The organism is Streptomyces sp. NPDC001070 (genome assembly GCF_053598835.1).
In genome coordinates this window covers 1-21,299 of record NZ_JBSFLB010000035.1, presented here as the reverse complement: position 1 = coordinate 21,299, position 21,299 = coordinate 1, and the positions used below count along the sequence as shown (strand labels likewise).

Below are 21,299 nucleotides of genomic sequence, written 5' to 3'. Positions count from 1 at the left end.
CTCCGTGTCCACCGCCCTCACCGTAGGGGACGCCGGGCCCCCGCTCACCGCCCGGCAGACCGGGGTGAGCAGGGGCCCCGGCTTGATCAGGCGGGGCAGCCGGAGTCGGCGATCACGTAGTAGCCGGCGGAGGTCTCCTCCAGTGTGTGCGTCACGTAAAGGTTGTACAGGCCCATGTACTGGTTGGAACCGTTGGCATAGACGTATCCGAGACTCTGGTGGGCCCGCCCCGCGGCGACCTGGTTGTAGTTGCTGTCGGTGAAGCAACGCGGCTGGTAGCCGGTGGTGGTCGCCGTCACGGCCGCGGAGGACGCGCCCACGCGGCCGGAGGCGTCGACGGCGGCGACGGTGTAGCGGTACCCGGTGCCGGAGGCGAGGCCGGTGTCGGTGTACGAGGTGGAGGCCGTCGAGCCGACCTTCGTCCCGCCCCGGTAGACGTAGTACGAGGCTGCGCCGCTGACGGCGCCCCAGGACAGTGACACGCTGTTGTCGGTGGTGCCCGTGACCGTCAGGCCGCTGGGGGAGGGCAGACTGCCCGTGCCGCCGGAACCGTCCAGGCCCCAGAACTTCGCGGTGTAGTAGCTGGAGCAGATGTAGTTGAGGTAGTAGGTGCCGGTGATGCCGCACTGGTCCCCGGCGGATCCGGGGCTGACGGCGAGGCCGTGGGCCATGCCGGAGACGGTGTAGGTCTCGACGGCCGGCTTGCCGTTGGCGTCGTTGTAGACGGCCTGGGTGGTGCCGCCGGCGAGGGGCGTGGTCGAGGACGGGGTCTGGCTGATGCCCCAGACGTTGGTCCACTGGTCGCGGGACTCGGTCGCGTTGGCCGGGTTGACGGTGGTGTCGGCGGTGCCCTGCCAGACGGCGACGCGCGGCCAGGGTCCGGTCCAGCCGCCGGAGGCGGCGCGTACCAGGTCGCCCCACTGCTGCGGGGTCTTGCCGGCCGGGTTGTTCTGACAGGTCAGGCCGCTGCTCAGGTCCGTGGCGCAGCCTGCGGGGATGCCGGAGTCGATGGATCCGCCGGCGAAGACGTCGGGGTAGCCGGCGAGCATTGCGGCGGTCATGGCGCCGCCGGCGGACAGCCCGGTGATGTACACGCGGCTCGGGTCGCTGCCGTACTGCACCCTGGCGAAATCCACCATCTGTTTGATGGACAGCGCCTCGCCCTGACCGCGCGTGTAGTCCTGTGGTTGGAACCAGTTGAAGCAGGCATTGGCGTTGTTGGCGCTGGTCGTCTGCGGGAAGACCAGCGCGAAGCCGTAGGCGTCGGCGTACTTGGGCCAGCCGGAGTGGCTGTAGTAGTCGCTTGCGCTCTGAGTGCAGCCGTGCAGGGCGACCACCAAGGGCGCCCCGGAGGGCAGATTGTCGGGGACGTACGCGTACATCGACAGGTTGCCGGGGTTGGAGCCGAAGCCGCTCACCTGGGTGAGCGAGGCCGCCGAGGCGCTGTGCGGGACGGTGAACAGGGCGAGCAGCAAGGTGAGCAGTGCGGCCCAGCAGGTCTTGCCGGCACGGTCACGAACCGACATGCGATCCTCCGGTGTTGAGGGGTGGAAGGACGAGGCCGCGCCGCTCCGGGCGTCCCTTCGGAGCGGCGCGGTCCGCTGCACCGTAGAACCGCGGCGGTCGCTTGCCAGCGTGAGCGGCCCACAGTCCTCGCTTGCCCGGGGTATCGGCCGTCTCCAGGTCACGTGCCGCGGGGCGTCACCGCAGTGCGCAGGAGTTGATCAGGTCGCCCGACGCGGGCCTGGGGACCGTCCCGCTCGCCGGAGGGGCGGCGCGGTGCTCGACCCAGTCGGTGAGCGCTTCGAACGCGCGGCGATAGCAGGGCAGGATGGGGCGCAGCCGGTCCGGGTAGGCGTTGTAGAGGCCGTCCACATGGGTGCCGCCCTCGATGGTGTAGTAGCGGTGCAGCCGGGAGCGGTGCCGGTCGGCGATCATGCGCGCGTACACGTCGGAGTCGGTGGCGATCGGCAGCAGCGCGTCGAGCGACCCGTGCAGGGTGATCATGGGCCTCCCGATCCGGCCGGTCAGTGACACCCCGTCGACCGCCTGGTGCACGGACCGGGGTCTGCCCGCGTAGTCGTACGAGGTGTCCGAGGCGCAGGGAGCCAGAATCTGCGCGGTCGTCGAACCTGCCGACGCTCCGGGGCAGCCGGGATCGTACGACGGGTCGAACTCGGCGCGGTACACCTTCTGGGTCAGGCCCCAGTAGACGGCCTCGTGGTACGGCCACAGGAATTCGGTGCCGGGGGTGAACCCGGCGGCGATCATGTCGTCGTGGCCGGCCCGGCCCGCCTGGTATGCGACCGCGGTCGGCAGGTAGGTGAAGAGGTTCGGCCCCTTCCCGGTCCAGAGCGCGCCTTCCCAGTCGACTCCGCCGTCGTAGAGCTCCGGGTGGTTCTCGAGCTGCCACCGGGTCAGATAGCCGCCGTTGGAGATGCCGGTGATGTAGGTACGGCCCGGGGCACGCCCGTATGCCTGCCTGACGACGCGCTTGGCGGCGCGGGTCAGTTCGGTGGTGCGCCGGTTCCATTCGGCGATCGCGCCACCGGGCCGGGTGCCGTCGGTGTAGAAGTCCGGGCCGTTGTTGCCCTTGTCGGTGGAGGCGAAGGCGTAGCCCTGGGCCAGGACCCAGTCGGATATGAGCGTGTCCAGGGAGTACTGCTTGCGCACGCCGGGGGCGCCGGTGACGACGAGACCGCCGTTCCAGTGGTCGGGCAGGCGGATCACGAACTGGGCGTCGTGGTTCCAGCCGTGCGTGGTGTTGAGATGTGACGAGTCGGGGAAGTAGCCGTCGATCTGGGTGCCGGGCACACCGGTGGGGTTCTCGGTGCCCGCGGCGGTGAGCGAGGCCCAGTCCGTGGAGTCGGTGTACGGGGTTCCGGCCAGGGCGCTGGTGGTCATGTCGCCGTGGCAGGAGACCTGCTGGAGTCCGGCGCCGGGCACGTGGATCCGGTCCAGTCCTTCGCAGTGGTGCTCCGTCTCCGCAGTGGCGTTCGCGGACAGTGCCGCCGTCGACAGGAGCATGGCGGACAGCAGGACAAGGGTGCGTCTCAGGCGCATGGTTCGGCCTCCGGGTCGGGAACGGGGAAGGGGGTCAGGAGTCGAAGCGAGCACGCAACGCCTTCTTGTCGAACTTGCCGACTCCGGTGCGCGGGATGGCCTCCACGACCTCGATACGGTCCGGGAGCTGCCAGCGCGCGAATCCGGCCGCCTCGAGGTGCGCACGCACCCGCTCGAGCGTGACCGTGCATCCGGGACGCGGGGCGAGGCAGATCAGCGGACGTTCCTGCCACCTGTCGTCGGGAACGGCGATGACCGCGGCCTCGGCGACCTCGGGCAGGGCCATGACGGCCGACTCCATGTCCACCGAGGAGATCCACTCGCCGCCCGACTTGATGAGGTCCTTCGCCCGGTCGGCGATGACGACGTAGCCGTCCGGGGAACCCACGGCGATGTCCCCGGTGCGGAACCAGCCGTCGTCGGTGAACTGGGCGCCGCCCTCACCGCCGAGGTAGGAGTCGGCGATCCAGGGCCCGCGTACCAGCAGGTCGCCCATCGACGTGCCGTCCCAGGCCACGGGGTCGCCCGCCGCGTCGCGGATCTCCATCTGCACTCCGGGCAGCGGCAGCCCGGCGCGGGTCCGTACGGCATCGGTGATCCGCTCCTCGTCCCAGTCGCGCATCCGCTCCTTCGGCCAGGCCAGACTGGCCAGCGGCGAGGTCTCGGTCATGCCCCACACCTGCACCACGGGGATGCCGAAGTCGCGGCGGTAGCGTTCGATGAGCGCACGCGGCGGACGGGCGCCGCCGCACAGCAGATGCCGCAGGCCGGGCAGCCCGCCGCGCGCGGTGATCTCGTCGGCGACCGCCATCCAGATGGTGGGGACGCCCGCGGCGACGGTGACCCGCTCGGCGGCCATCAGTTCGACCAGGGCCGCCGGATCCAGGGAGCCGCTGAGGAAGACCTGCTTGGCGCCGTACGGAGTGGCGGTGTACGGCACACCCCAGGCGTTGGCGTGGAACATGGGCACGACCGGCAGTACGCAGTCACCGGGGCCGATGGCCATCGCCGCCTGCGAGGACGCGGCGATGGCGTGCAGCACGGTCGACCGGTGGGTGTAGACCACGCCCTTGGGGCGGCCGGTGGTGCCGGAGGTGTAGCACAGGCCGAGCGGTGACCGCTCGTCGATGTCCCGGGGGGCGTACGCGTCCGGCTGGCCGGCGATCAGGTCCTCGTACGCCACCACGCCGGGAAGGGACGTGTCCGGTACCTCGTCACCGAGCACGATGACATGCCGTACACCGGCCAGGCCGCCGCGCGCGCGCACCTTCTCCAGCAGCGGCAGCAGGTCGGGATCGGCCAGGATCGCGCGGTCGCCGGCGTGTCCGATGACGTACGCCAAGTCATCGGGTGACAGCCGCAGGTTCAGGGTGTGCAGGACGCGCCCGGTGCAGGGCACCGCCCAGTACGCCTCCAGATGCCGGTGGCCGTTCCAGGCGAGGGTGGCCACCCGCTCCCCGGGCCCGAGGCCGAGTGCGTCCAGGGCGTGCATCAACTGCTGGGCGCGCCGGGCGAATTCGGCGTACGTGTAGCGGTGCACGTACCCGTCGGGGAACCGGGTGACCACCTCGGTGTCGGGAAAGTATCGCGGGGCGTGGCCGAAGAGCAGCCAGGTATTGAGCGGGGTCTCCATCATCGCCATGGCGCACATCGTCGCCGCGGTGCGGGATCCGAACCACGGAGGCGTTCTCCAATACGCCCCCCGCCGGACTGGAGCCGGTACCCACCGCCCCACGGGTGCCCGCGACGCGGGTGTGGAGGTGGCCCACACTCGTGCGGGGCTCCCTTGTGGAGTTCGGCTCCGTAGCAGCCGCTCGTCGCCGAACCTACCGTCTGCTCCACATCGGCATCCGCCGGTTCATCCCCCGTGCATCCGAGGCGTCATGAAACAGTCGCGCGCCATCCTGGTCACGCAAGGCCTGTCCAAGCAGTTCCAGGGATTCCACGCCGTGAACGCGGTCGACCTGAGCGTCGAAGAGGGCACGGTTCACGCGCTCGTGGGCCCCAACGGGGCCGGAAAGACCACACTGTTCAACCTGCTCACCGGATTCATCAAGCCGTCCGGTGGGCGCATCACCTTCGCCGGGCACGACATCACGGGACGGCCGGCCGAGCGCATCGCGGGGCTGGGCATTGCCCGGTCCTTCCAGGTCACCAGCCTCTTCCCGCAGATGACGGCCCGCGAGCACGTGGAGCTCGCGCTCCAGTCCCGCACCAGCCTGGGCCACCGGTTCTGGCGTTCGGACAAGCTGATGCGCCGCTTCTCCGGCCGCGCCTTCGAACTCCTCGACGAGGTGGGGCTCGCGCCCCTCGCCGGCAAGCCCGCCGGCAACCTTCCGTACGGGCAGAAGCGCGCCCTGGAACTGGCTCTCGCTCTCGCCCTCGACCCCAAGCTGCTGCTGCTCGACGAGCCGACGGCCGGAATGGGACTGGAGGACGTCGACCGCACTGTGGCCCTCGTCGACCGGACCCGCGAGGGACGCACCGTGGTGATGGTCGAGCACAACATGAGCGTCGTCGGCTCCCTCGCGGACCGCGTGACCGTGTTGCAGCGCGGCGAAGTGCTCGTGGAGGGCTCGTACGGCGAAGTGAAGGCCGATCCACTGGTCATCGAGGCGTATCTGGGGGCCGACGTTGCTTGAGATCAAGGGCGTCAGCGCCTGCTTCGGCGAGGCCAGGGCGCTGGACGAGGTGTCGTTGCACGTGGGCGAGGGCGAGGTCGTCACCCTCCTCGGCCGCAACGGCGCGGGCAAGACCACCTTGCTGCGCTGCGCCATGGGGCTGCATCGCGCGATGACCGGCCGGGTCGAGCTGGCAGGCCGGGACATCACGACAGCGCCGCCGCACCGCAGGGCCCGGCTCGGGCTCGGGTTCGTCCCCGACGACCGCGGCATCTATGCAGGCCTGTCCGTCGAGGAGAACCTGACCCTGCCGCCGGCCGCCGCGGACTCCGTGTGGCCGCTGGCCCGTGTCTACGACGCCTTCCCGGTTCTGGCCGCGCGCCGACGTTTCCCCGGCGGCAAGCTCTCCGGCGGCGAACAGCAGATGCTCGCGCTCGCCCGCGTGCTGTGTGCCGGCGCCCGTGTGCTGCTGTGCGACGAGCCGACCGAGGGTCTCGCTCCGGTCATCGTCCAGCAGATCGGCGAGATCCTGCGCGGAGCCAAGGAGCACGGGGTGTCGGTGCTGCTCGTGGAGCAGAACCTGCGGTTCGCCGCGACCGTCACCGACCGCCATTACCTCCTCGCGCAGGGCCGCATCGTCCAGTCGCTCGACAACGACGACGTACGGCAGCGCGAGGGCGAACTCCTTTCCTACCTCGGGCTGTGACGCACGGCGTCACCCCCTCTCCGCCCATTCGGAACGTATTGATCAGGAGGCACCGCACATGAAGCTCAGGTTGTCGATGGGTGTGGCCACGGCCGCGGTGGGGGCGCTGCTCGCGGGCTGCGGGGGCGGCGGACCGAGCTCGGGTGGCGGGAGGGTCAGCGATGGCAAGCTCGCGCTCGGGGTGCTCACCGATCTGTCCGGCGTCTACGCGGACATCGCGGGACCGAACTCGGTGGAAGCCGTGCAGATGGCCGTCGAGGACTTCAAGAAGAAGTACGGCGACAAGGCGGTCACCAAGAACATCGAGGTGATCAAGGCGGACCACCAGAACAAGCCGGAGGTCGCCAACACCCAGGCCCGGGAGATGTACGACCGGAAGAAGGTCGACGCGCTGTTCGACGTGCCCACGTCCTCGGCGGCACTCGCGGTGCAGACCGTCGCCGGTCAGTCCAAGAAGCTCTACTTCAACACCGGCGCCGCCACCACCGAACTCGCGGGCAAGACCTGCAACCCGTACACGTACGAATGGGCCTACGACGCCTACATGCTGGCGCACGGCACCGGTGCCAAGGTGACCGAACAGGGCGGCAAGAACTGGTACACGATCTACCCGGACTACGCCTTCGGACAGGACATGCAGGCCAAGTTCCAGACCGCGATCGAGGGCGCCGGAGGAAAGGTGGTCGCCAAGGACCCCACCCCCTTCCCCAGTGACAACTACTCCACTTTCCTGCTCAAGGCACCGGGCCTGAAGCCGAAGCCGGACGTCCTCGGGGCCCTGCAGGCCGGCGGCGACCTGGCCAACGTCGTGAAGCAGTACGAGCAGTTCAAGCTCAGGGACAAGGGCATCAAGCTCGCCATCGGGCTGCTCTTCGACAGCGACATCAAGGCCGTCGGCGCGGACAAGCTCGCCGGGACGATGTTCACCACGGCCTGGTTCTGGAACCTCGACGACGAGGCCCGTGCGTGGGCCGACCGGTTCAAGGGGCGCACGGGGAAGTGGCCGACATTCGACCAGGCGGCCGACTACTCCGCAGCCATCCACTATCTGGAAGCCGTGCAGAAAGCCGGTACCGACAAGGCCGAGGACGTGTCCAAAGTGCTGGACGGCATGCAGTTCAGCGACTTCTTCGCCCGGAATGCCACCATACGTAAGGAGGACCACCGGGTCGTCCACGACGCCTACCTGGCCAAGGTCAAGGCGCCGGCCGACGCCGAGGAGGACGGCGACTTCACCGAGCTCGTGGAGAAGATCCCCGCGGACCAGGCTTTCGACAAGCCCTCACCGGACTGCCGGATGAGCTGACACCGCCGGACCCGGCGGTCCGCCCGCATCCCCGGGCGGGCCGTCTCCGACCGAGGGGGAGAACCCATGACCTCGTTCCTGCAACAGCTCTTCAACGGCCTGGTCAGCGGTGGCTTCTACGCCCTGCTCGCACTCGGACTCGCTGTGATCTTCGGCATGCTGCGCGTGGTGAACTTCGCCCATGGCGCCCTCTACATGCTCGGCGCCTTCGGCGCGGTCGTCCTCGCAGACAGTGCCGGGCTCGGCTTCTGGTGGGCGCTGCTCCTCGTGCCGATGACGCTCGCCGTGGCGGGCACGCTGCTGGAGCGGCTGCTCATCCACCGTCTGATGGCCCTGGATCCCCTGTACAACTTCCTGCTGACCTTCGGCATCGCCTTGGTCTGCCAGGACCTGCTGCGCATGAAGTACGGATCGCAGTCTCAGCCCTACGGGCACGCGCCGTTCACCGGGACCGTCGACCTCGGTCTGTTCGACTTCCCCCGCTACCAGGTGTTCGTGCTCGCCGTCTCCGCCGCCACCTGCCTGGCGGTGTGGCTGCTGCTCACCCGCACCCGCATCGGCACCATCGTGCGCGCCGCCACCGAACGGCCCGAACTCACCCGCGCGTTCGGCATCGACACCGGACGCTGGGTCACTCCGGTCTTCGGATTCGGCGTCGGGCTGGCGGCGCTCGCCGGGGTGCTCGCCGCCCCCATGCGGGCCGTCAACTCCGGGATGGGGGCCGACCTCATCATCACCGTGTTCGCGGTCGTGGTCATCGGCGGCCTCGGCTCCGTCTTCGGCTCCGTGCTGGCCGGGTTCGCCATCGGCATGCTGCAGGCGCTCGGCAACCTCTACCTCCCCGTCCTGTCCCAGACCTCGGTCTATCTGCTGATGGCCGTCATTCTGCTGGTCCGGCCCGCAGGCCTGTTCGGCAAGGAGGAACACGCATGATCCTCGGCCTCCTGGAGAAGCTGCACGGCCGCTCCGCATGGATCCGCCGGGCCCTGCTCGCCGGCGCGCTGCTCCTCGCCCTCGGCCTGCCCTGGGGCCTTTATCCGCCGGTCGCCACCGACATCCTGTGCTGGGGACTGTTCGCCGTCGCGTTCGATCTGTTGCTCGGCCACGCCGGGCTGCTGTCCTTCGGGCACGCAGCGTTCTGGGGCAGCTCGGCGTATGTGACCGGCCTGATCGCCATCCACAGCGGACTGCCGTTCTATGGGGCCGTCCTGGGCGGCGCCGCGGCCGCCGCGCTGCTCGCGCTGCCCATCGGCTATCTCGCTGTCCGTCGCAGCGGCATCTACTTCGCCATGGTCACCCTGGCCTTCGCCCAGATGGTGTACTTCATCGCCAACCAGTGGGGCCAGGTGACCGGCGGCGAGAACGGCCTGCAGGGGATTCCCCGTGAACTGCCGGGCTTCGACCTGTCCGACTCGTTCGTCTTCTACTACGCGGCCCTGCCGGTGGTGCTGCTCGGTCTCGCCGTGGCCTGGCGGATCGTCCACTCCCCGTTCGGCCGGGTGATCGCCGCGGTGCGCGACAACCCTGCCCGCGTACGGGCCCTGGGCTACCCTGCCGACCGCTTCAAGCTGGTCGTCTTCACCGTCTCCGCGTTCCTGTCCGGCCTCGCGGGCGGGCTGTACGCCGTGAACCACGGCTTCGCCTCGCTGCAGGAGGTCTACTGGACCACCTCCGGCAAGGTCGTCGTGATGACGGTCCTCGGCGGCATCGGCACCCTGTGGGGCAGCCTGGTCGGCGCCGCCGCCATCGTCCGTCTGGAGGACTGGTTGTCCACCGCCGGTTTCGAGGAGACCGGCCTGGTCACCGGCGGGGTCTTCATCGTCGTCGTCGTGCTCTTCCGCCGCGGGGTGTGGGGCACGCTCGCACACATGTCGCGCTCCCGTACCGAAGCCACGGGACCCGACCCCGAACCACACCTGGAACACGACCATGACGACTCCTCGCAACCGGTGCCGTCGTAGATCTGTCCAGGTGGAGCGACGGGGGCGAACATCGCGGGAGGACACGCGCACCGCAGTTCCCAGGAGGCAACCGTGCAGTCGACGACCACACGCAGCCGGACCGACGAGGGGCCCGCCGCGCGCCTGCTGCGCCTGTTGCGCGAAGGCGCCCCGCGGAGCGAGTACGAGACCCTCCTCGACGGCTGCCCCGCGAAGGATCGGGCCCGGCTGTCCCCGCTCGTCGACGACGCCCTGCAGGTGCGCGCGCGGCTGGAGGAGCGCCGCCGCCGGGAGGCGGAGCTCGGCGCGCTCTACGAGACCGCGGGCGACCTGTCATCGCTGCGTGATCTGGAGGCCGTGCTGCGGGCCATCGTCCACCGGGCCCGGGGCCTGCTCGGTACCGACGTCGCGTACCTGATGCTCAACGACACTCAGCGCGGCGACACCTATATGCGGGTCACCGACGGGATTCGCACCCACGAGTTCAAGCACGCACGGCTGGCCATGGGCGCGGGCCTCGGGGGACTTGTGGCCAAGACGGCGGTTCCCTACAACACCCCGGACTACTTCGCGGACCTTCGATTCGAGCACAGCATCGACGAGGTCGTACGCGCCGAAGGGCTGATCTCCATCCAGGGAGTGCCGCTCAGGCTCGGGGAGAACGTCATCGGTGTTCTGTTCGCCGCCAACCGCAGAGTCCGCCCCTTCTCGGAGCACGAGGTGGCCCTGCTGGTCTCCCTCGCCAACCACGCCGCCATCGCCATCGAGAGCGCCACGCTCTTCCAGGACGTACGCAGAGCCGTCGACGAACTCACCGAAGCCAACGCAGTCATCCGCGCCCACAGCGAGTCCATCGAACGCGCCGCCGCCCTGCACGAGCGTCTCACCACCATCGTCCTCGACGGCGGTGGGATGGCCGATGTGGCCCAGACCCTCGCGGAAGTCCTCGGCGGCAGCATCCTCGTCCTGGACCCCGGCGGCCGTACCATGGCCGCGGCCGGTGACGACCCGCTGGTGGAGCAGGCCCGCACCGATGGTGTACTCCCGGATCCGTGCCCCGCCGCCACCGCGGTCCGCGACGCCCGGGTGTTGAGCACCGAAGCCCGACGCACCCGCCGCATCCCGGCCGGCGCCGGCGGATCGGCCGCCTGCGCCACTCCCATCGTCGCCGGCAGCGAACTCCTCGGTGTGCTGCTTCTCGTCCGCGACCACCTGGACGCCTCAGGGGTACGTTCTCTCGAGCGCGCCGCGCTGGTCACCGCACTGATGCTGCTCAGTGAACGCACCGTCGCCGAGGCCGAACACCGGCTGCGCGGCGAGATCCTCGAGGACCTGCTGGGCTCCCCGCACCGGGACCCGGAAGGGCTGCGGCGCAGAGCGGTCCTGGTGGGTCTCGACCTCCATCGCCCGCACACGGTGTTCGCCGCCCGCTGCCGCGACAGCACCCAGCGCCGCCGCATCGCCGATGCGGCCGCCTCGTACGCGGCCCATGCCGGGGGGCTCGCGGGCGAGTACCGGGGCGACACCGTCGTGCTGCTGCCGCAGGACCCCGACCCGGACGCAGCCGCCCGCGTACTGGCCGACCACTTGTCGCGGGTGGTGGACAGTCCCGTCACCGTCGGCGCCGCGACGGCCGCACCCGGGGTCGACGCCATCGTCGAGTCACATCACGACGCGGCGCGCTGCCTCGATGTCCTGCTTGCGCTCGACCGCGACGGAGAGGGCGCATCGCCCGGTGAACTCGGCGTCTACGGGTTGCTGTTCCACCAGGCCGGCCGCGAGGAACTGCACCGCTTCGTACGTCGCACCATCGGCCCCGTCCTCGACTACGACACCAGGCGCGGCGGCGAACTCACCCGCACCCTGATGGTCTTCTTCGCCTGCGACTCGAGCCTGAACCGCACCGCCGAACAGCTCTATGTCCACGTCAACACGCTCTACCAGCGCATCGACCGCATCACCTCGCTCCTCGGCCCGCACTGGCGCGGCGGCGACCAGGTACTGCAGGTGCATCTCGCCCTCAAGATCCACATGGTGCTCTCCGCCAAGTGATCACGGGCGGCTGCGCAGACCGCCGAGGACGTGGTCGACGTGGCGGGCGGCCTGTGCCGGATCCAGCGGCACATGGCCCACCAGGAGCCGGTACCAGAAGGGTCCGAAGAGCAGGTCGATCGCGTAGTCCGGATCGAGGTCGCCAGGCAGCTCGCCGCGGTCCAGGCCGCGGGTGAGGATGCGGGCGATGACGTCGCGCCGGGTGCCGACCCAGGTGCGGAAGGGCTGCTCGAAGGCGGCATCCAGCTGTGCCTCGGCCATCAAGCCTCGCAGGGCCCGCACGCGCAGCGGATGGTCGCCGACGCCCGCGGACTGACGGCGGGGCACGAGGAGCTGAGCGTTGAGGAGGCCGGCAAGATCCTGCGGAGCATGGGCCACCTGCCGGAGATGCTTGTGCCCTCCGTGCTGGAGGTCCTCGGCCCCGAGGCCGCGGCACTGCCGGTTTCGACCGCCACCGAAAAGCTGACCGGCCGCCCGGCCCGCACCTTCCGCCAGTGGGTCCGGGACAACACTGACAAGTTCTGATCAACGCCCTGCCTCCGGAGCGCGGGAATCCGTACCGAACCACTCGGTGCGGATTCCCGCTTATCCTGTCGGCATGGGTGACAATCAGGCCAAGAGCGCCGGGCGGCCGCGGTCGGCCGAGAAGGACGCCGCGATTCTCCAGGCGGCTTTGGAGTTGCTGGCCTCGCACGGCTACACACGGATGAGTCTGAGCCAGGTCGCCGCCGCCGCACAGGTCAGCAAGTCCACCATCCACCTGCGCTGGAAGACCAAGGCGGACCTCCTGACCGCGGCACTGGCGGCCCTGCGCATGGCCGACGCCCCGCCGCCGAGCGGGGACACGCGGGCCGACCTGACAGCGATCCTCGAGGACTTCGCCGCGACTGTGGAGCGCGTGCGCGGCATGGCGCTGATCGGCACCTGTCTCGCCGAGGAAGCCCACACCCCCGAACTCCTCGCCTTGCTGCGCGAACGCACCGTAGTACCCCGCCGCGCCTTGCTGCGTCAGGTCCTCGAACAGGCACGCGAACGTGGTGAGATCCGCCCTGGCGCCGACCTGGAGGCAGCCGTCTCCGCACTCCTCGGCCCCTTCTACGCCGACTACATGGCCGGCCGCGGCGGCCGTACGGGCTGGGCCGAGGACGCCGTGGACCTCGTCCTGACCGGCCTGCGCCCGACGGGCCACTGAACACCCGGCGTGGAGATCCCGAAGTTGCGGCCGATCAGATTCCAGTGGGCCTGTTTGCCCCGCAGGTGCAGTTCGATCAGGTCCACCAGGATCTGCTGCAGGGCTTCGGTCAACGTCTGCAATGCCGTGAACCCGACAGCGGCCTCTTCCTCGCGACGCCGCACGCTGGAAGCAGTGCTCGACACAGTCATGAAAAATCCTTCCTCTTCATCCACGTTCCCGGCATGCAGAACATCGGGCAGAGACCCGAAAGACCTTCGGTCGGCGCCGGGCGGGAATGACCGGCTCCGGGACGAGTTGGGCAGGGCCTACTCAGCCGTTCCGGGATTCTGATCCCGGCTCTCGTTCGATGTCTCAAGCCTTCCGAAGCGGCCTTTGCGGCGCTGTCGAGCAGACTCCACAAGCGTGGCCCGGCGACCCCACACAGCTCAGTGGGGTTGACCCGACGGGGTCCACAGCGGGAACCCGCACGGTGGGCCGTACCGGGCGTAACGGACGGGGTGGTCGCCGGGTGATCACGGCCGTCGGACTCCGCTCCGGTCAGCTCATGACGCCGCGCGGCCCACGCCAGGGGTGGACAGGAGCATGCGATGCGGCGCTCCCCGCGCCGGAGCCGGGGAGTGAACCTGGCGGCACGGCCTCAGGAAGACGACGCGGCCGGGTCAGTGCCTGTCGTGGAGTCCCGCGTAGAGGTAGGCGTCGGCCTGGCTGATCGCTGCCTTGGCGGCATTGGTGTTCCCCAGTGCGTTGAGCATGAGGAAGTCGTGGATCATGCCCTGGTAGCGCACCGAGGTGACGTCGTTGCCGGCGGCCCGGAGCTTGTTCGCGTAGGCCTCGCCCTCGTCGCGCAGGACGTCGGCCTCCTCGGTGATGACGAGGGCCTTGGGCAGCCCCTTGAGCTGGTTGAGGTCGGCGCGCAGCGGAGAGGCCAGGATGTTCCTGCGGTCCTTGGCGTTCGGGGCGTAGGCGTCCCAGAACCACTGCATCGCCTTGCGGGTCAGCCACGGGCCGTCGGCGAACTGGCGGTAGGACGAGTTGTTGAAGTCGGCGTCGGTGACCGGGTAGAAGAGCACCTGCTCGCGCAGCGCCGGGCCGCCCCGCTGCTTGGCCATCAGCGATACGACCGTCGCCATGTTGCCTCCCACCGAGTCACCCGCGACGGCGAGGCGAGAACCGTCGACATCGATCTCACTGCCGTGCTGCGCCACCCACTGAGTGGCGGCGTACGCCTGCTCGATGAAGATCACGGCCGCATGCGCGCCGTTGGCGAGCTGGCGCACCAGGCGGTCGTGCGTGCTCTCGTCGCCCAGCACCCAGCCGCCGCCTTGGAAGTACATGATGGCGGGCAGCTTGCCGGTGGCGCCCTTGGGGCGGACGATGCGGACCTTGACCTCGCCGGTGGGGCCGACCGGCAGGGTGCGGTGGGTGACGTCGGCCGGCAGCAGGCCGGTGGGGTCGGCCTGGACGCCGTCCAGGGCCTTGCGCGCGTCGGCGTAACTGAGCGTGTAGATCGGCGGGTTCTTGGCGGCGGCGGCCGCGAAGACCTGGGCGTCGTGCTCAAGGACCGGCGCGGTTGCCTTTCGTGCGGTCGCGGAAGAGGTCGTCGCGTTGGCTCCGGCATTGACCTCGAACAGGATTCCAAGGGCGAGGGGCAGGGTGGCGGCGACAGCGACGGTGCGGCCGATACGGCGGCGTGCGGACATGGATACGTCTCCTACACAGGATGAAGAGCGACAGCGGCGATCAGCCGTAACTGGTGGAGCGCCGCTTTCCGACAGCGAGAGTCTCGCCGCCGGGCACCGGGAACGGCTGTCGAGCGATCACCAGGATTTCGGGCTGGCGGCCCCACAGTCCGAGCTGTGGACAACCCCACAGCGAGAGCTCACGTCCGTGCGCGGTATCGCCGCCTCCATCCTGATCCCGTGGCTGCCTCCATGACCTGTGAGCCGTTGCGAGCCCCGGAGTTCCCCGGCCACGGGAGCCGTACGACGTCAGTGGGGTGTCCGGCAGCACCGGCCGCCGGACACCCCATCCGGTCCGTCAACCGGCCGGGTCAGCTGCCGTGGTGGGACGGGCGCTTCTCGGCGGTCACGTCATCGGCGTAGATCAGGCCGGGGCGAGTTGGAGGATGCAGCCGGGCAGGACGCTGACCGGCGCATCCGCCAGAGCGGTTGCCGGAACGCGGGTGGGTAGGTGCCCGGCGTCCTGGTGGTCCCGCACGATGCAGGCGACCTCGGCTCTGGTCCCCGTCAGCATGGCTCTGCATGTCGCGGGCCGGGTCCTGCTGGTCCAGCAGCGCCGACGGTCGGCCCGCGCGCGGGGTGCGCATGACACCGTTCACAGCGTCCACACCATCCGGAAAGAAAACGAATGTTCGTGTTGACTTTTTCCCTGCGGTCGCAGCAGACTGGCGCAGTAAAAAAAATGATCATTCGTCTTTGGGAGGTGCGGCCGTGAAGAACCCCTTGTTGGGAGTCATGTCATGGCGGCGAGCCGTCATCATGACAGTGGCGTTGCCACTGGTGATCTCGCTGGCCGTAATGGCGTACGCATGGCCCGCATCGCGCGTTGCTCCGCGTGATGTGCCCGTGGGGATCGTGGGCACGAGCACGGCCAGTCAGAACGCGGTCGAAGGCTTGGAGCGCAGCCAGCCAGGCGGGTTCGACCTCTATCTTTACCCCGACGAGACATCGGCGCGCTCCGCGATCAAGGATCGGGAGATCTACGGCGCCTTCGTCGTCACCCCTGGCAGGTTGACCGTGCTGCAGGCCACTGCCGCGAGCACGTCTGTGGCGCAGCTGCTCAATACGTCCGGCCGGCAACTTGCCGCGGAGGCGACCAAGTCGGCTGCGAACGGTGCCGCGGCGTCGGTCCAGGGTCCGTTCACCGAGCCCGAAGCCGGTGACAAGTCCCTAGCCCGTGACAGTCCCAAGGCCGCTGACAAGTCCAAAGCCGGTGAGAGGGTCGCCAAGACGCCGGCCAAGGTCAGTGTGAGGACGGTAGATGTCGTCCCGATCTCTGCAGAAGATCCCCGTGGGGTGGTGTTCAGCTCGGCGCTTCTCCCGCTCACGATGTGCAGCATTCTGATCGCCTCGCTCCTCGCGATGTCGAATTTCCACATGCCGGGGTGGCGTCGGGCCATGGAACTGGTCGCTGCCTGCGCCGCGACCGGTTTTGGCGCCTACCTGGTCGCCCAGGGCATTTTCGGCGCACTGCCGCACGAGCATGCGGCCACTTGGGCGTCCCTGTCCCTGACGATGCTCGCCATCAGCGCAACCTGCGCAGGCCTGATCATGCTCATCGGTCCTGCGGGCATCGGGCTCACAGCCGTGCTGATGGTCTTCGTGGGGAACCCGTTCTCCGGCAGCACGTCCGCACCGGAACTGCTGCCCAAGGCGGTGGAAGACATAGGCCAGTGGCTGCCTCCGGGTGCCGGCGCGAGTCTTCTGCGCGGCACGGCCTACTTCGACGGCAACGGCTCCGGAGACCACATCGCCGTTCTCGTCCTGTGGAGCTTGCTCGGGCTGACGACCGTCGCCCTCGGCCGCCGGAACCCCACTGTCGAGGACGGTCCGTCCGTGGAACAGCCCCCGAGGGGCGACGACACGGGTGCGGACACCGCGGTCGCGAACGAAACCGCGACGCCCGTCCCCCGGTCGGCCCCCGACGGAGATTCCCCGCCTTCCCCGGCGCCGGAGGGGAAGCATCCGCACTCGCACGCCCGGCACGCGGCCGTCCGCTGAGGCTGACCGCCGAGTCGGCCCGCGACGGGACGCGTCGCCCCCACCCACTGCACCGACCGGCTCCCCTGACGCAGCCGCGATTCCCCACGGGCTGTCAGGGCCCCGGGTTTCGCCCTCGCGCACACGAGTGAGGTCACGGCGGCCGGCCGCGCCGAACAGCAAGGACTGTCAACCATGTCGTCGAAGGACAATCGAGCGGATGGCACCGAGGACCTCCGCGCGGCGGAGGAGGTGTTCCAGAACGCCCGCGGTCTTCTGTTCGGGATCGCCCATCGGATGCTCGGCAGCGTCAGCGAGGCGGAGGACGTCCTGCAGGACGCATGGATCCGATGGCAGACCTACGACCGGTCCAAGGTGGAGAACGCGCAGGCGTTCCTCGCGACGACGGTGACGCGGCTCTCGATCAACGTCCTGCACTCCGCGAGGGTCCGCCGTGAGACCTGTGCCGGCCCGTGGATGCCGGAGCCGGTCGACTCCGCGAGCGACCCCGCGCTGGGCGCCGAGAACGGGGAAGCACTGGAAGTCGCGGTGCTGATGCTCCTGGAGAAGCTCACGCTCGCGGAACGGGCGGCCTATGTGCTCCGGGAGGCGTTCGACTACCCGTACGAGCGGATCGCCGAGATCATCGGCCGGTCGCGCGCCAACGCGCGCCAACTGGTGTGCCGGGCACGGAAGCACCTGGCCGCCGCGGAGAAGCGGGCCAGCGTCGCGGCCGAGGACCATCAACGGTTCCTCACGGCCTTCCTGGCGGCCGCCCAGGCGGGGCATGTGACCGTACTGGAGAAGCTGTTCGCGGGGGACGCCGTTCCGCGGGCCCACGGCGAGGGCGCCCTGCGGACGCCGAGATCCCCCGCCGCGGGCCGTCACCGCGTGGCGAAGCGCCACCACGCGTTCGCCGACCGCTTCCGGCCGGACGTCACGGTGGATCCGGTCGAAGCCGACGGCAGGCCCGCGGTGAGCCTGTCCCGCGACGGCACCGTGTTCGGGTGCTGGTCATGATGAATCCCCGCCGGAACCCACTGCCATGACCGTCCGGGCGTTCACACCGAGGTAGGCATCCACCGGTCCTGATCAAGAAGCCACGCGGAGAGGCACGGTGGGTGGGGGACAGGCTCAGGACGCGGCCGAATCGGGCCAGAGCGCTCGCAGGGCGTCGGGAACCCCCTCCAGGGCCTTGGAGTCGCCCATGGCCAACTGGAGGATGTAGCCGGGCAGGGTGCACATGAACGCGGCGGCGATCGCCTCGGGCGACACCTCGCGCGTGAGGGTGGCGCTCTGCTGGTGCTCCCGGATGACCTCGGTGAGGGCGGAGCGCATCTGGGCCAGCAGGTCGTTGAACTGACCGAGCAGCGCGGGGTTCCGCAGGGCTTCGGACCAGGCCAGCACGGAGAGCCCGGCGATGTTCTGCTCGGCGGTCTTGGCCTTCACGATGTCGAGGATGTCGGCCATGAGGTCCCCGAGGGAGCTGCTGGGGCGGTCCTCGGCGACGTCGTGGACCATCGTCAGGACGTCACGCATGCTCTCCTCGACGATTGCCGTGATCACCTCGTTCTTGCTGGCGAAGTGCCGGTACACCGCGCCCGCCGAAAGGCCCGACTCTGCGAACAGGTCCTGCATGGACGTCGAATGGAATCCGTCCCTCAGGAAGCAGCGGCGAGCCGCGTCCAGGATCTGCTGACGGCGGGCATCCATGTACTCCTGCGTGACCTTCGGCATGGATCCATCCTGTGCGCTAAAAAACGAATCTTCGTGTTAACTTAACACGCTGACGGTCGGCCCTTGCGGCCATCGGTCCGTGGGGTGTGGGCTGCGCGCCCGCTGTCGGTGCGCCGGCCGACGTCATTGGCGTGGCCGCCGGCTCGACCAGAGAGGGTGGACCCTCCATCGGGCCGCCGAGCGCGACACGCTCGGCAGGCAGCCCGCGAAGCCCGGGCCGGACACGTCACTGAGCGCCGCCTCGGCCGCCGGGCGGGCGACGTCGAGATCCCGCCGCGCGGTCATCCCTGCAAGCCACGTCCCGGTGCGGCCGCACCTGTGCGGCGGTGGTGACCTGTCACATTTTCGGGGTGATTACGGTCAATCGGGGAGAAAGTGAGCAGATTGGGAGGTGGGTGACCGTGGACGTCTACGAGGCGGTCACGAGCCGGCGGGCGGTACGCGGTTTCACCGACCGGCCCGTCCCGAGGGAGGTGCTGGAGCGTGTGCTGTCCGCCGCGGCCTGGTCGCCGTCGGCGTCGAACCTCCAGCCGTGGCACGCGTACGTGGTGACCGGCGGGCCGCTGGCAGAGCTCAAGAAGCGCGCCGGCGGGCGCGTGGCCGCAGGTGACCCCTGGGACGAGCCGGAGTACGAGCAGTACCCGCCCGCACTGAAGTCCCCGTACCGCGAGCGACGATCCGCCTTCGGCGAGCAGCGCTACGGCGCGCTCGGCATTCCGCGGGGGGACCTGGAGGCGCGCCAGAGGGCCGCTTCCGCGAACTGGGACTGCTTCGGCGCGCCCGCCGCCCTCTTCTGCTACGTCGACCGCGACATGGGACCGGCCCAATGGGCCGACGCCGGCATGTACCTGCAGACGATCATGCTGCTGCTCCGCGTCGAAGGGCTGCACAGTTGCCCGCAGATGGCGTGGGCGAAGTACCGCACGGTCGTCGCGGAGGTCGTGTCACCCCCGGCCGAGCTCATCCTCTTCTGCGGCATGTCGATCGGGTTCGAGGACGTCACGGTGGGTTACGCGCGCACGGGCCGGGCGCCGCTCGGCGAGACGGTCACGTTCGTCGAGGACCGGCGGCCGTGAACGAGGCCGGGACGGGGCCGGCTCCCGGCCGGACCCGCCCCGGCCCGGCGCCGCCCGCGCACCGGCTTCCCGCATCCATACCCCCTCCCTCCACCCGGCTGAGGACGTGAGTTCGATGACCAGCACCGGCAAGGCCACATTCGGTAATCCGATGAACACGCCCGAGATAACCGACTCGGCGATCGCGATGATCGACGATCACGGGACGGTGGTCGGATGGACGCAGGCCGCCGAGCGGCTTGTCGGGTACTCCCCAAAGGACGTGGTGGGCCGCTCTGTCGCACTCGTGGTGCCACCCAGCGAGGAGGCGCCGACGATATCGGCGTACGTCGAGCGGTGCCGTGCCCGGAACGGGTGGGCGGGCACGACGGCGGTGCGCGATCGGGACGGCCGCATGCTCGACGTCAGCCGGCGGATCTCGATGCTGCGGGGGCAGGACGGGACCGTCCGGTGGCTCGTGTCGGTGACCGACGTCGGCACGCTCGCCCGGGAGGCGGCGAACGGATCGATGCGGGAGTCGCTTCTCACCCGCGCGCCGATCGGCATCGTCGTCCGCGACCGGCAGCTGCGGTGCACCTGGGTGAACGACACGATGGAGAGCCACGACGGCATCCCCCGTGACCGGCGGCTCGGACGGCGAATCAGCGAGGCACGGCCCGGCGTCAAGGCCGAAGCACTTGAGACCGTGATGCGGCAGGTGCTTCAGAGCGGCACCACCAGGGTCCACGAGTACCGGCCGTGGCTGCCGTCGAGTCCGCGCCGGGAGCACGTACTCGCGGGCTCGCTCTTCTGCCTCCAGGACGCCGACGGCCATGTGCTGGGGGTGTGCACCATCAGCGTGGATGTCACCGAGAGCCGGCGGGCGCGCGAGCGTCTCGCCATTCTCAGTGAGGCCGGTACGCGCCTTGGCGGCACCCTGGACGTGACGCAGACCAGCCAGGAGCTGGCCGACCTCGCCGTGCCCCTGCTCGCCGACTACGTCGCCGTCGACCTGGAGCAGTCGGTCTCGCTCGGCGAGGGGCCGCCGGTCCGCATCGGCACGACGGGCGAGCGCCTCCCCGCGTTCCGTCGTGCCGGTCTGGCCTCGATCCGGCAAGAGGTGCCGGAGTCCCCATGGACGCGCGGTGAGCGGGTCCTTGTGCCGCCCGCGTCACCCTACGCACACGTCCTGTCCACCGGCGGGCCCTACCTGGAGCCGATCCTCGCTGCGGGCACATGGATCGACAAGGTGCCGGCACTCGCGCAGAGGGTCCACGAGAACGGCATGCACTCGCTGATGGTCGTCCCCATCCGCGTGCGGCGCGCCCTGCTGGGCGTGGCGTTGTTCGTCCGCACCGAGGATCCCGTGCCGTTCCAGGAGAACGATCTTCTCCTGGCCGAAGAGCTCGTCAGCCGTGCCGCGCTGTCGTTGGACAACGCGCGCCAGTACGCCCGCGAGCACGCCGCCGCCCTGGCGCTCCAGCGCAATCTGCTCCCGCACCGATTGCGGGGCGGCTCGGCGGTGGAGGCGGCCTCGCGCTACCTGCCGGCCGACATGGACCACGGCGTCGGGGGCGACTGGTTCGACGTGATCCCGCTGTCCGGCGCCCGGGTGGCCCTGGTCGTCGGCGACGTGGTCGGGCACGGCATCAACGCGGCCGCGACCATGGGCAGGCTCCGCACCGCCGTGCACACGCTCGCCGACATGGAGCTGCCCCCCGACGAACTGCTGACCCACCTCGACGACACGGTCCAGCGCATGGCCGAGGAAGACATCGCCGCCGTGCACCAGACCCCCGTGGGTGTGGGCGCCACGTGCCTGTACGCGGTCTACGACCCGGCCACCCGGCTGTGCACCATGGCCGGAGCCGGGCACCCCCCGCCCGCGATCGTCGACCCGCAGGG

The 21,299-nt window shown here is 69.9% G+C and carries 19 protein-coding genes; 13 read left to right on the top strand and 6 right to left on the bottom strand.

Annotation, left to right across the window (positions count from 1 at the left end; all coding sequences use genetic code 11):
• Window positions 1-86: 86 nt before the first annotated feature.
• The 3 genes from ACWDAS_RS33550 to ACWDAS_RS33540 form a co-directional block, all read right to left on the bottom strand.
• Window positions 87-1,526 carry an extracellular catalytic domain type 1 short-chain-length polyhydroxyalkanoate depolymerase gene (locus ACWDAS_RS33550; protein WP_450398452.1) on the bottom strand — a complete coding sequence of 480 codons (1,440 nt, stop codon included), beginning with the start codon at window positions 1,524-1,526 and terminating at the stop codon, window positions 87-89.
• 175 nt (window positions 1,527-1,701) lie between these two features.
• Complete coding sequence (locus tag ACWDAS_RS33545) at window positions 1,702-3,063, bottom strand: tannase/feruloyl esterase family alpha/beta hydrolase (protein WP_450398450.1); 1,362 nt, start codon at window positions 3,061-3,063, stop codon at window positions 1,702-1,704.
• A gap of 34 nt (window positions 3,064-3,097) precedes the next feature.
• Window positions 3,098-4,705 carry a long-chain fatty acid--CoA ligase gene (locus ACWDAS_RS33540; RefSeq protein ID WP_450398448.1) on the bottom strand — a complete coding sequence of 536 codons (1,608 nt, stop codon included), beginning with the start codon at window positions 4,703-4,705 and terminating at the stop codon, window positions 3,098-3,100.
• 241 nt (window positions 4,706-4,946) lie between these two features.
• Between ACWDAS_RS33540 and ACWDAS_RS33535 the strand changes: the two genes are divergently transcribed.
• The 6 genes from ACWDAS_RS33535 (at window position 4,947) to ACWDAS_RS33510 (ending at window position 11,688) form a co-directional block, all read left to right on the top strand.
• The gene (locus tag ACWDAS_RS33535) at window positions 4,947-5,705 is read left to right on the top strand and encodes an ABC transporter ATP-binding protein (protein WP_450398447.1); all 759 of its coding nucleotides are present in this window, start codon (window positions 4,947-4,949) and stop codon (window positions 5,703-5,705) included.
• On the top strand, window positions 5,698-6,390 hold the full coding sequence (locus ACWDAS_RS33530; RefSeq protein ID WP_450398445.1) for an ABC transporter ATP-binding protein: 693 nt from the start codon (window positions 5,698-5,700) through the stop codon (window positions 6,388-6,390). The genes ACWDAS_RS33535 and ACWDAS_RS33530 overlap by 8 nt, the downstream gene beginning before the upstream one ends.
• A gap of 58 nt (window positions 6,391-6,448) precedes the next feature.
• Window positions 6,449-7,696 carry an ABC transporter substrate-binding protein gene (locus ACWDAS_RS33525; RefSeq protein ID WP_450398444.1) on the top strand — a complete coding sequence of 416 codons (1,248 nt, stop codon included), beginning with the start codon at window positions 6,449-6,451 and terminating at the stop codon, window positions 7,694-7,696.
• 66 nt (window positions 7,697-7,762) lie between these two features.
• A complete protein-coding gene (locus tag ACWDAS_RS33520) occupies window positions 7,763-8,629 on the top strand; it encodes a branched-chain amino acid ABC transporter permease (RefSeq protein ID WP_450398442.1) in 867 nt (288 codons plus the stop codon).
• Complete coding sequence (locus tag ACWDAS_RS33515) at window positions 8,626-9,657, top strand: branched-chain amino acid ABC transporter permease (protein ID WP_450398440.1); 1,032 nt, start codon at window positions 8,626-8,628, stop codon at window positions 9,655-9,657. Before ACWDAS_RS33520 ends, ACWDAS_RS33515 begins: the two co-directional genes overlap by 4 nt.
• Window positions 9,658-9,729: 72 nt before the next feature.
• Window positions 9,730-11,688, top strand: a complete 1,959-nt coding sequence (locus ACWDAS_RS33510; RefSeq protein ID WP_450398438.1) for a helix-turn-helix domain-containing protein — start codon at window positions 9,730-9,732, stop codon at window positions 11,686-11,688.
• On the opposite strand, the gene ACWDAS_RS33505 is transcribed toward ACWDAS_RS33510, so the two are convergent.
• A complete protein-coding gene (locus ACWDAS_RS33505; RefSeq protein WP_450398436.1) occupies window positions 11,689-11,949 on the bottom strand; it encodes a TetR-like C-terminal domain-containing protein in 261 nt (86 codons plus the stop codon).
• A gap of 30 nt (window positions 11,950-11,979) precedes the next feature.
• Between ACWDAS_RS33505 and ACWDAS_RS33500 the strand changes: the two genes are divergently transcribed.
• From ACWDAS_RS33500 to ACWDAS_RS33490, 3 genes are all read left to right on the top strand, one after another.
• Entirely contained in the window at window positions 11,980-12,213 is a 234-nt protein-coding gene (locus tag ACWDAS_RS33500; RefSeq protein ID WP_450398435.1) for a hypothetical protein, read from the top strand.
• 73 nt (window positions 12,214-12,286) lie between these two features.
• On the top strand, window positions 12,287-12,880 hold the full coding sequence (locus ACWDAS_RS33495) for a TetR/AcrR family transcriptional regulator (protein WP_450398434.1): 594 nt from the start codon (window positions 12,287-12,289) through the stop codon (window positions 12,878-12,880).
• Between the two features lie 44 nt (window positions 12,881-12,924).
• The gene (locus tag ACWDAS_RS33490; RefSeq protein WP_450398432.1) at window positions 12,925-13,161 is read left to right on the top strand and encodes a hypothetical protein; all 237 of its coding nucleotides are present in this window, start codon (window positions 12,925-12,927) and stop codon (window positions 13,159-13,161) included.
• A gap of 381 nt (window positions 13,162-13,542) precedes the next feature.
• Here the strand turns inward: ACWDAS_RS33490 and ACWDAS_RS33485 are convergent, their stop codons facing one another.
• Entirely contained in the window at window positions 13,543-14,583 is a 1,041-nt protein-coding gene (locus ACWDAS_RS33485; RefSeq protein ID WP_450398430.1) for an alpha/beta hydrolase, read from the bottom strand.
• A gap of 750 nt (window positions 14,584-15,333) precedes the next feature.
• Between ACWDAS_RS33485 and ACWDAS_RS33480 the strand changes: the two genes are divergently transcribed.
• Entirely contained in the window at window positions 15,334-16,623 is a 1,290-nt protein-coding gene (locus ACWDAS_RS33480; RefSeq protein WP_450398429.1) for an ABC transporter permease, read from the top strand.
• Window positions 16,624-16,797: 174 nt separating this feature from the next.
• The gene (locus ACWDAS_RS33475; protein WP_450398427.1) at window positions 16,798-17,622 is read left to right on the top strand and encodes a sigma-70 family RNA polymerase sigma factor; all 825 of its coding nucleotides are present in this window, start codon (window positions 16,798-16,800) and stop codon (window positions 17,620-17,622) included.
• 114 nt (window positions 17,623-17,736) lie between these two features.
• On the opposite strand, the gene ACWDAS_RS33470 is transcribed toward ACWDAS_RS33475, so the two are convergent.
• Window positions 17,737-18,339 (bottom strand): TetR/AcrR family transcriptional regulator, encoded by a 603-nt coding sequence (locus ACWDAS_RS33470; protein ID WP_450398425.1) that lies wholly within the window; start codon window positions 18,337-18,339, stop codon window positions 17,737-17,739.
• Between the two features lie 401 nt (window positions 18,340-18,740).
• Here ACWDAS_RS33470 and ACWDAS_RS33465 point away from each other — a divergent pair, with 401 nt between their 5' ends.
• Both ACWDAS_RS33465 and ACWDAS_RS33460 read left to right on the top strand, forming a co-directional pair.
• Window positions 18,741-19,415: a nitroreductase gene (locus tag ACWDAS_RS33465; RefSeq protein WP_450398423.1), complete on the top strand. Its 675-nt coding sequence runs from the start codon at window positions 18,741-18,743 to the stop codon at window positions 19,413-19,415.
• A 115-nt stretch (window positions 19,416-19,530) separates the two neighbouring features.
• Window positions 19,531-21,299: SpoIIE family protein phosphatase (locus ACWDAS_RS33460; RefSeq protein ID WP_450398422.1), on the top strand; the 1,769-nt coding region annotated here is incomplete at its 3' end.

What these genes read in the sequence shown, in the direction of transcription:
- ACWDAS_RS33550 (WP_450398452.1), bottom strand. Translation starts at nt 1,526, where the DNA reads ATGTCGGTTCGTGACCGTGCCGGCAAGACCTGCTGGGCCGCACTGCTC.
- ACWDAS_RS33545 (WP_450398450.1), bottom strand. Translation starts at nt 3,063, where the DNA reads ATGCGCCTGAGACGCACCCTTGTCCTGCTGTCCGCCATGCTCCTGTCG.
- ACWDAS_RS33540 (WP_450398448.1), bottom strand. Translation starts at nt 4,705, where the DNA reads ATGGCGATGATGGAGACCCCGCTCAATACCTGGCTGCTCTTCGGCCAC.
- ACWDAS_RS33535 (WP_450398447.1), top strand. Translation starts at nt 4,947, where the DNA reads ATGAAACAGTCGCGCGCCATCCTGGTCACGCAAGGCCTGTCCAAGCAG.
- ACWDAS_RS33525 (WP_450398444.1), top strand. Translation starts at nt 6,449, where the DNA reads ATGAAGCTCAGGTTGTCGATGGGTGTGGCCACGGCCGCGGTGGGGGCG.
- ACWDAS_RS33520 (WP_450398442.1), top strand. Translation starts at nt 7,763, where the DNA reads ATGACCTCGTTCCTGCAACAGCTCTTCAACGGCCTGGTCAGCGGTGGC.
- ACWDAS_RS33515 (WP_450398440.1), top strand. Translation starts at nt 8,626, where the DNA reads ATGATCCTCGGCCTCCTGGAGAAGCTGCACGGCCGCTCCGCATGGATC.
- ACWDAS_RS33505 (WP_450398436.1), bottom strand. Translation starts at nt 11,949, where the DNA reads ATGGCCGAGGCACAGCTGGATGCCGCCTTCGAGCAGCCCTTCCGCACC.
- ACWDAS_RS33500 (WP_450398435.1), top strand. Translation starts at nt 11,980, where the DNA reads ATGGTCGCCGACGCCCGCGGACTGACGGCGGGGCACGAGGAGCTGAGC.
- ACWDAS_RS33495 (WP_450398434.1), top strand. Translation starts at nt 12,287, where the DNA reads ATGGGTGACAATCAGGCCAAGAGCGCCGGGCGGCCGCGGTCGGCCGAG.
- ACWDAS_RS33485 (WP_450398430.1), bottom strand. Translation starts at nt 14,583, where the DNA reads ATGTCCGCACGCCGCCGTATCGGCCGCACCGTCGCTGTCGCCGCCACC.
- ACWDAS_RS33475 (WP_450398427.1), top strand. Translation starts at nt 16,798, where the DNA reads ATGTCGTCGAAGGACAATCGAGCGGATGGCACCGAGGACCTCCGCGCG.
- ACWDAS_RS33470 (WP_450398425.1), bottom strand. Translation starts at nt 18,339, where the DNA reads ATGCCGAAGGTCACGCAGGAGTACATGGATGCCCGCCGTCAGCAGATC.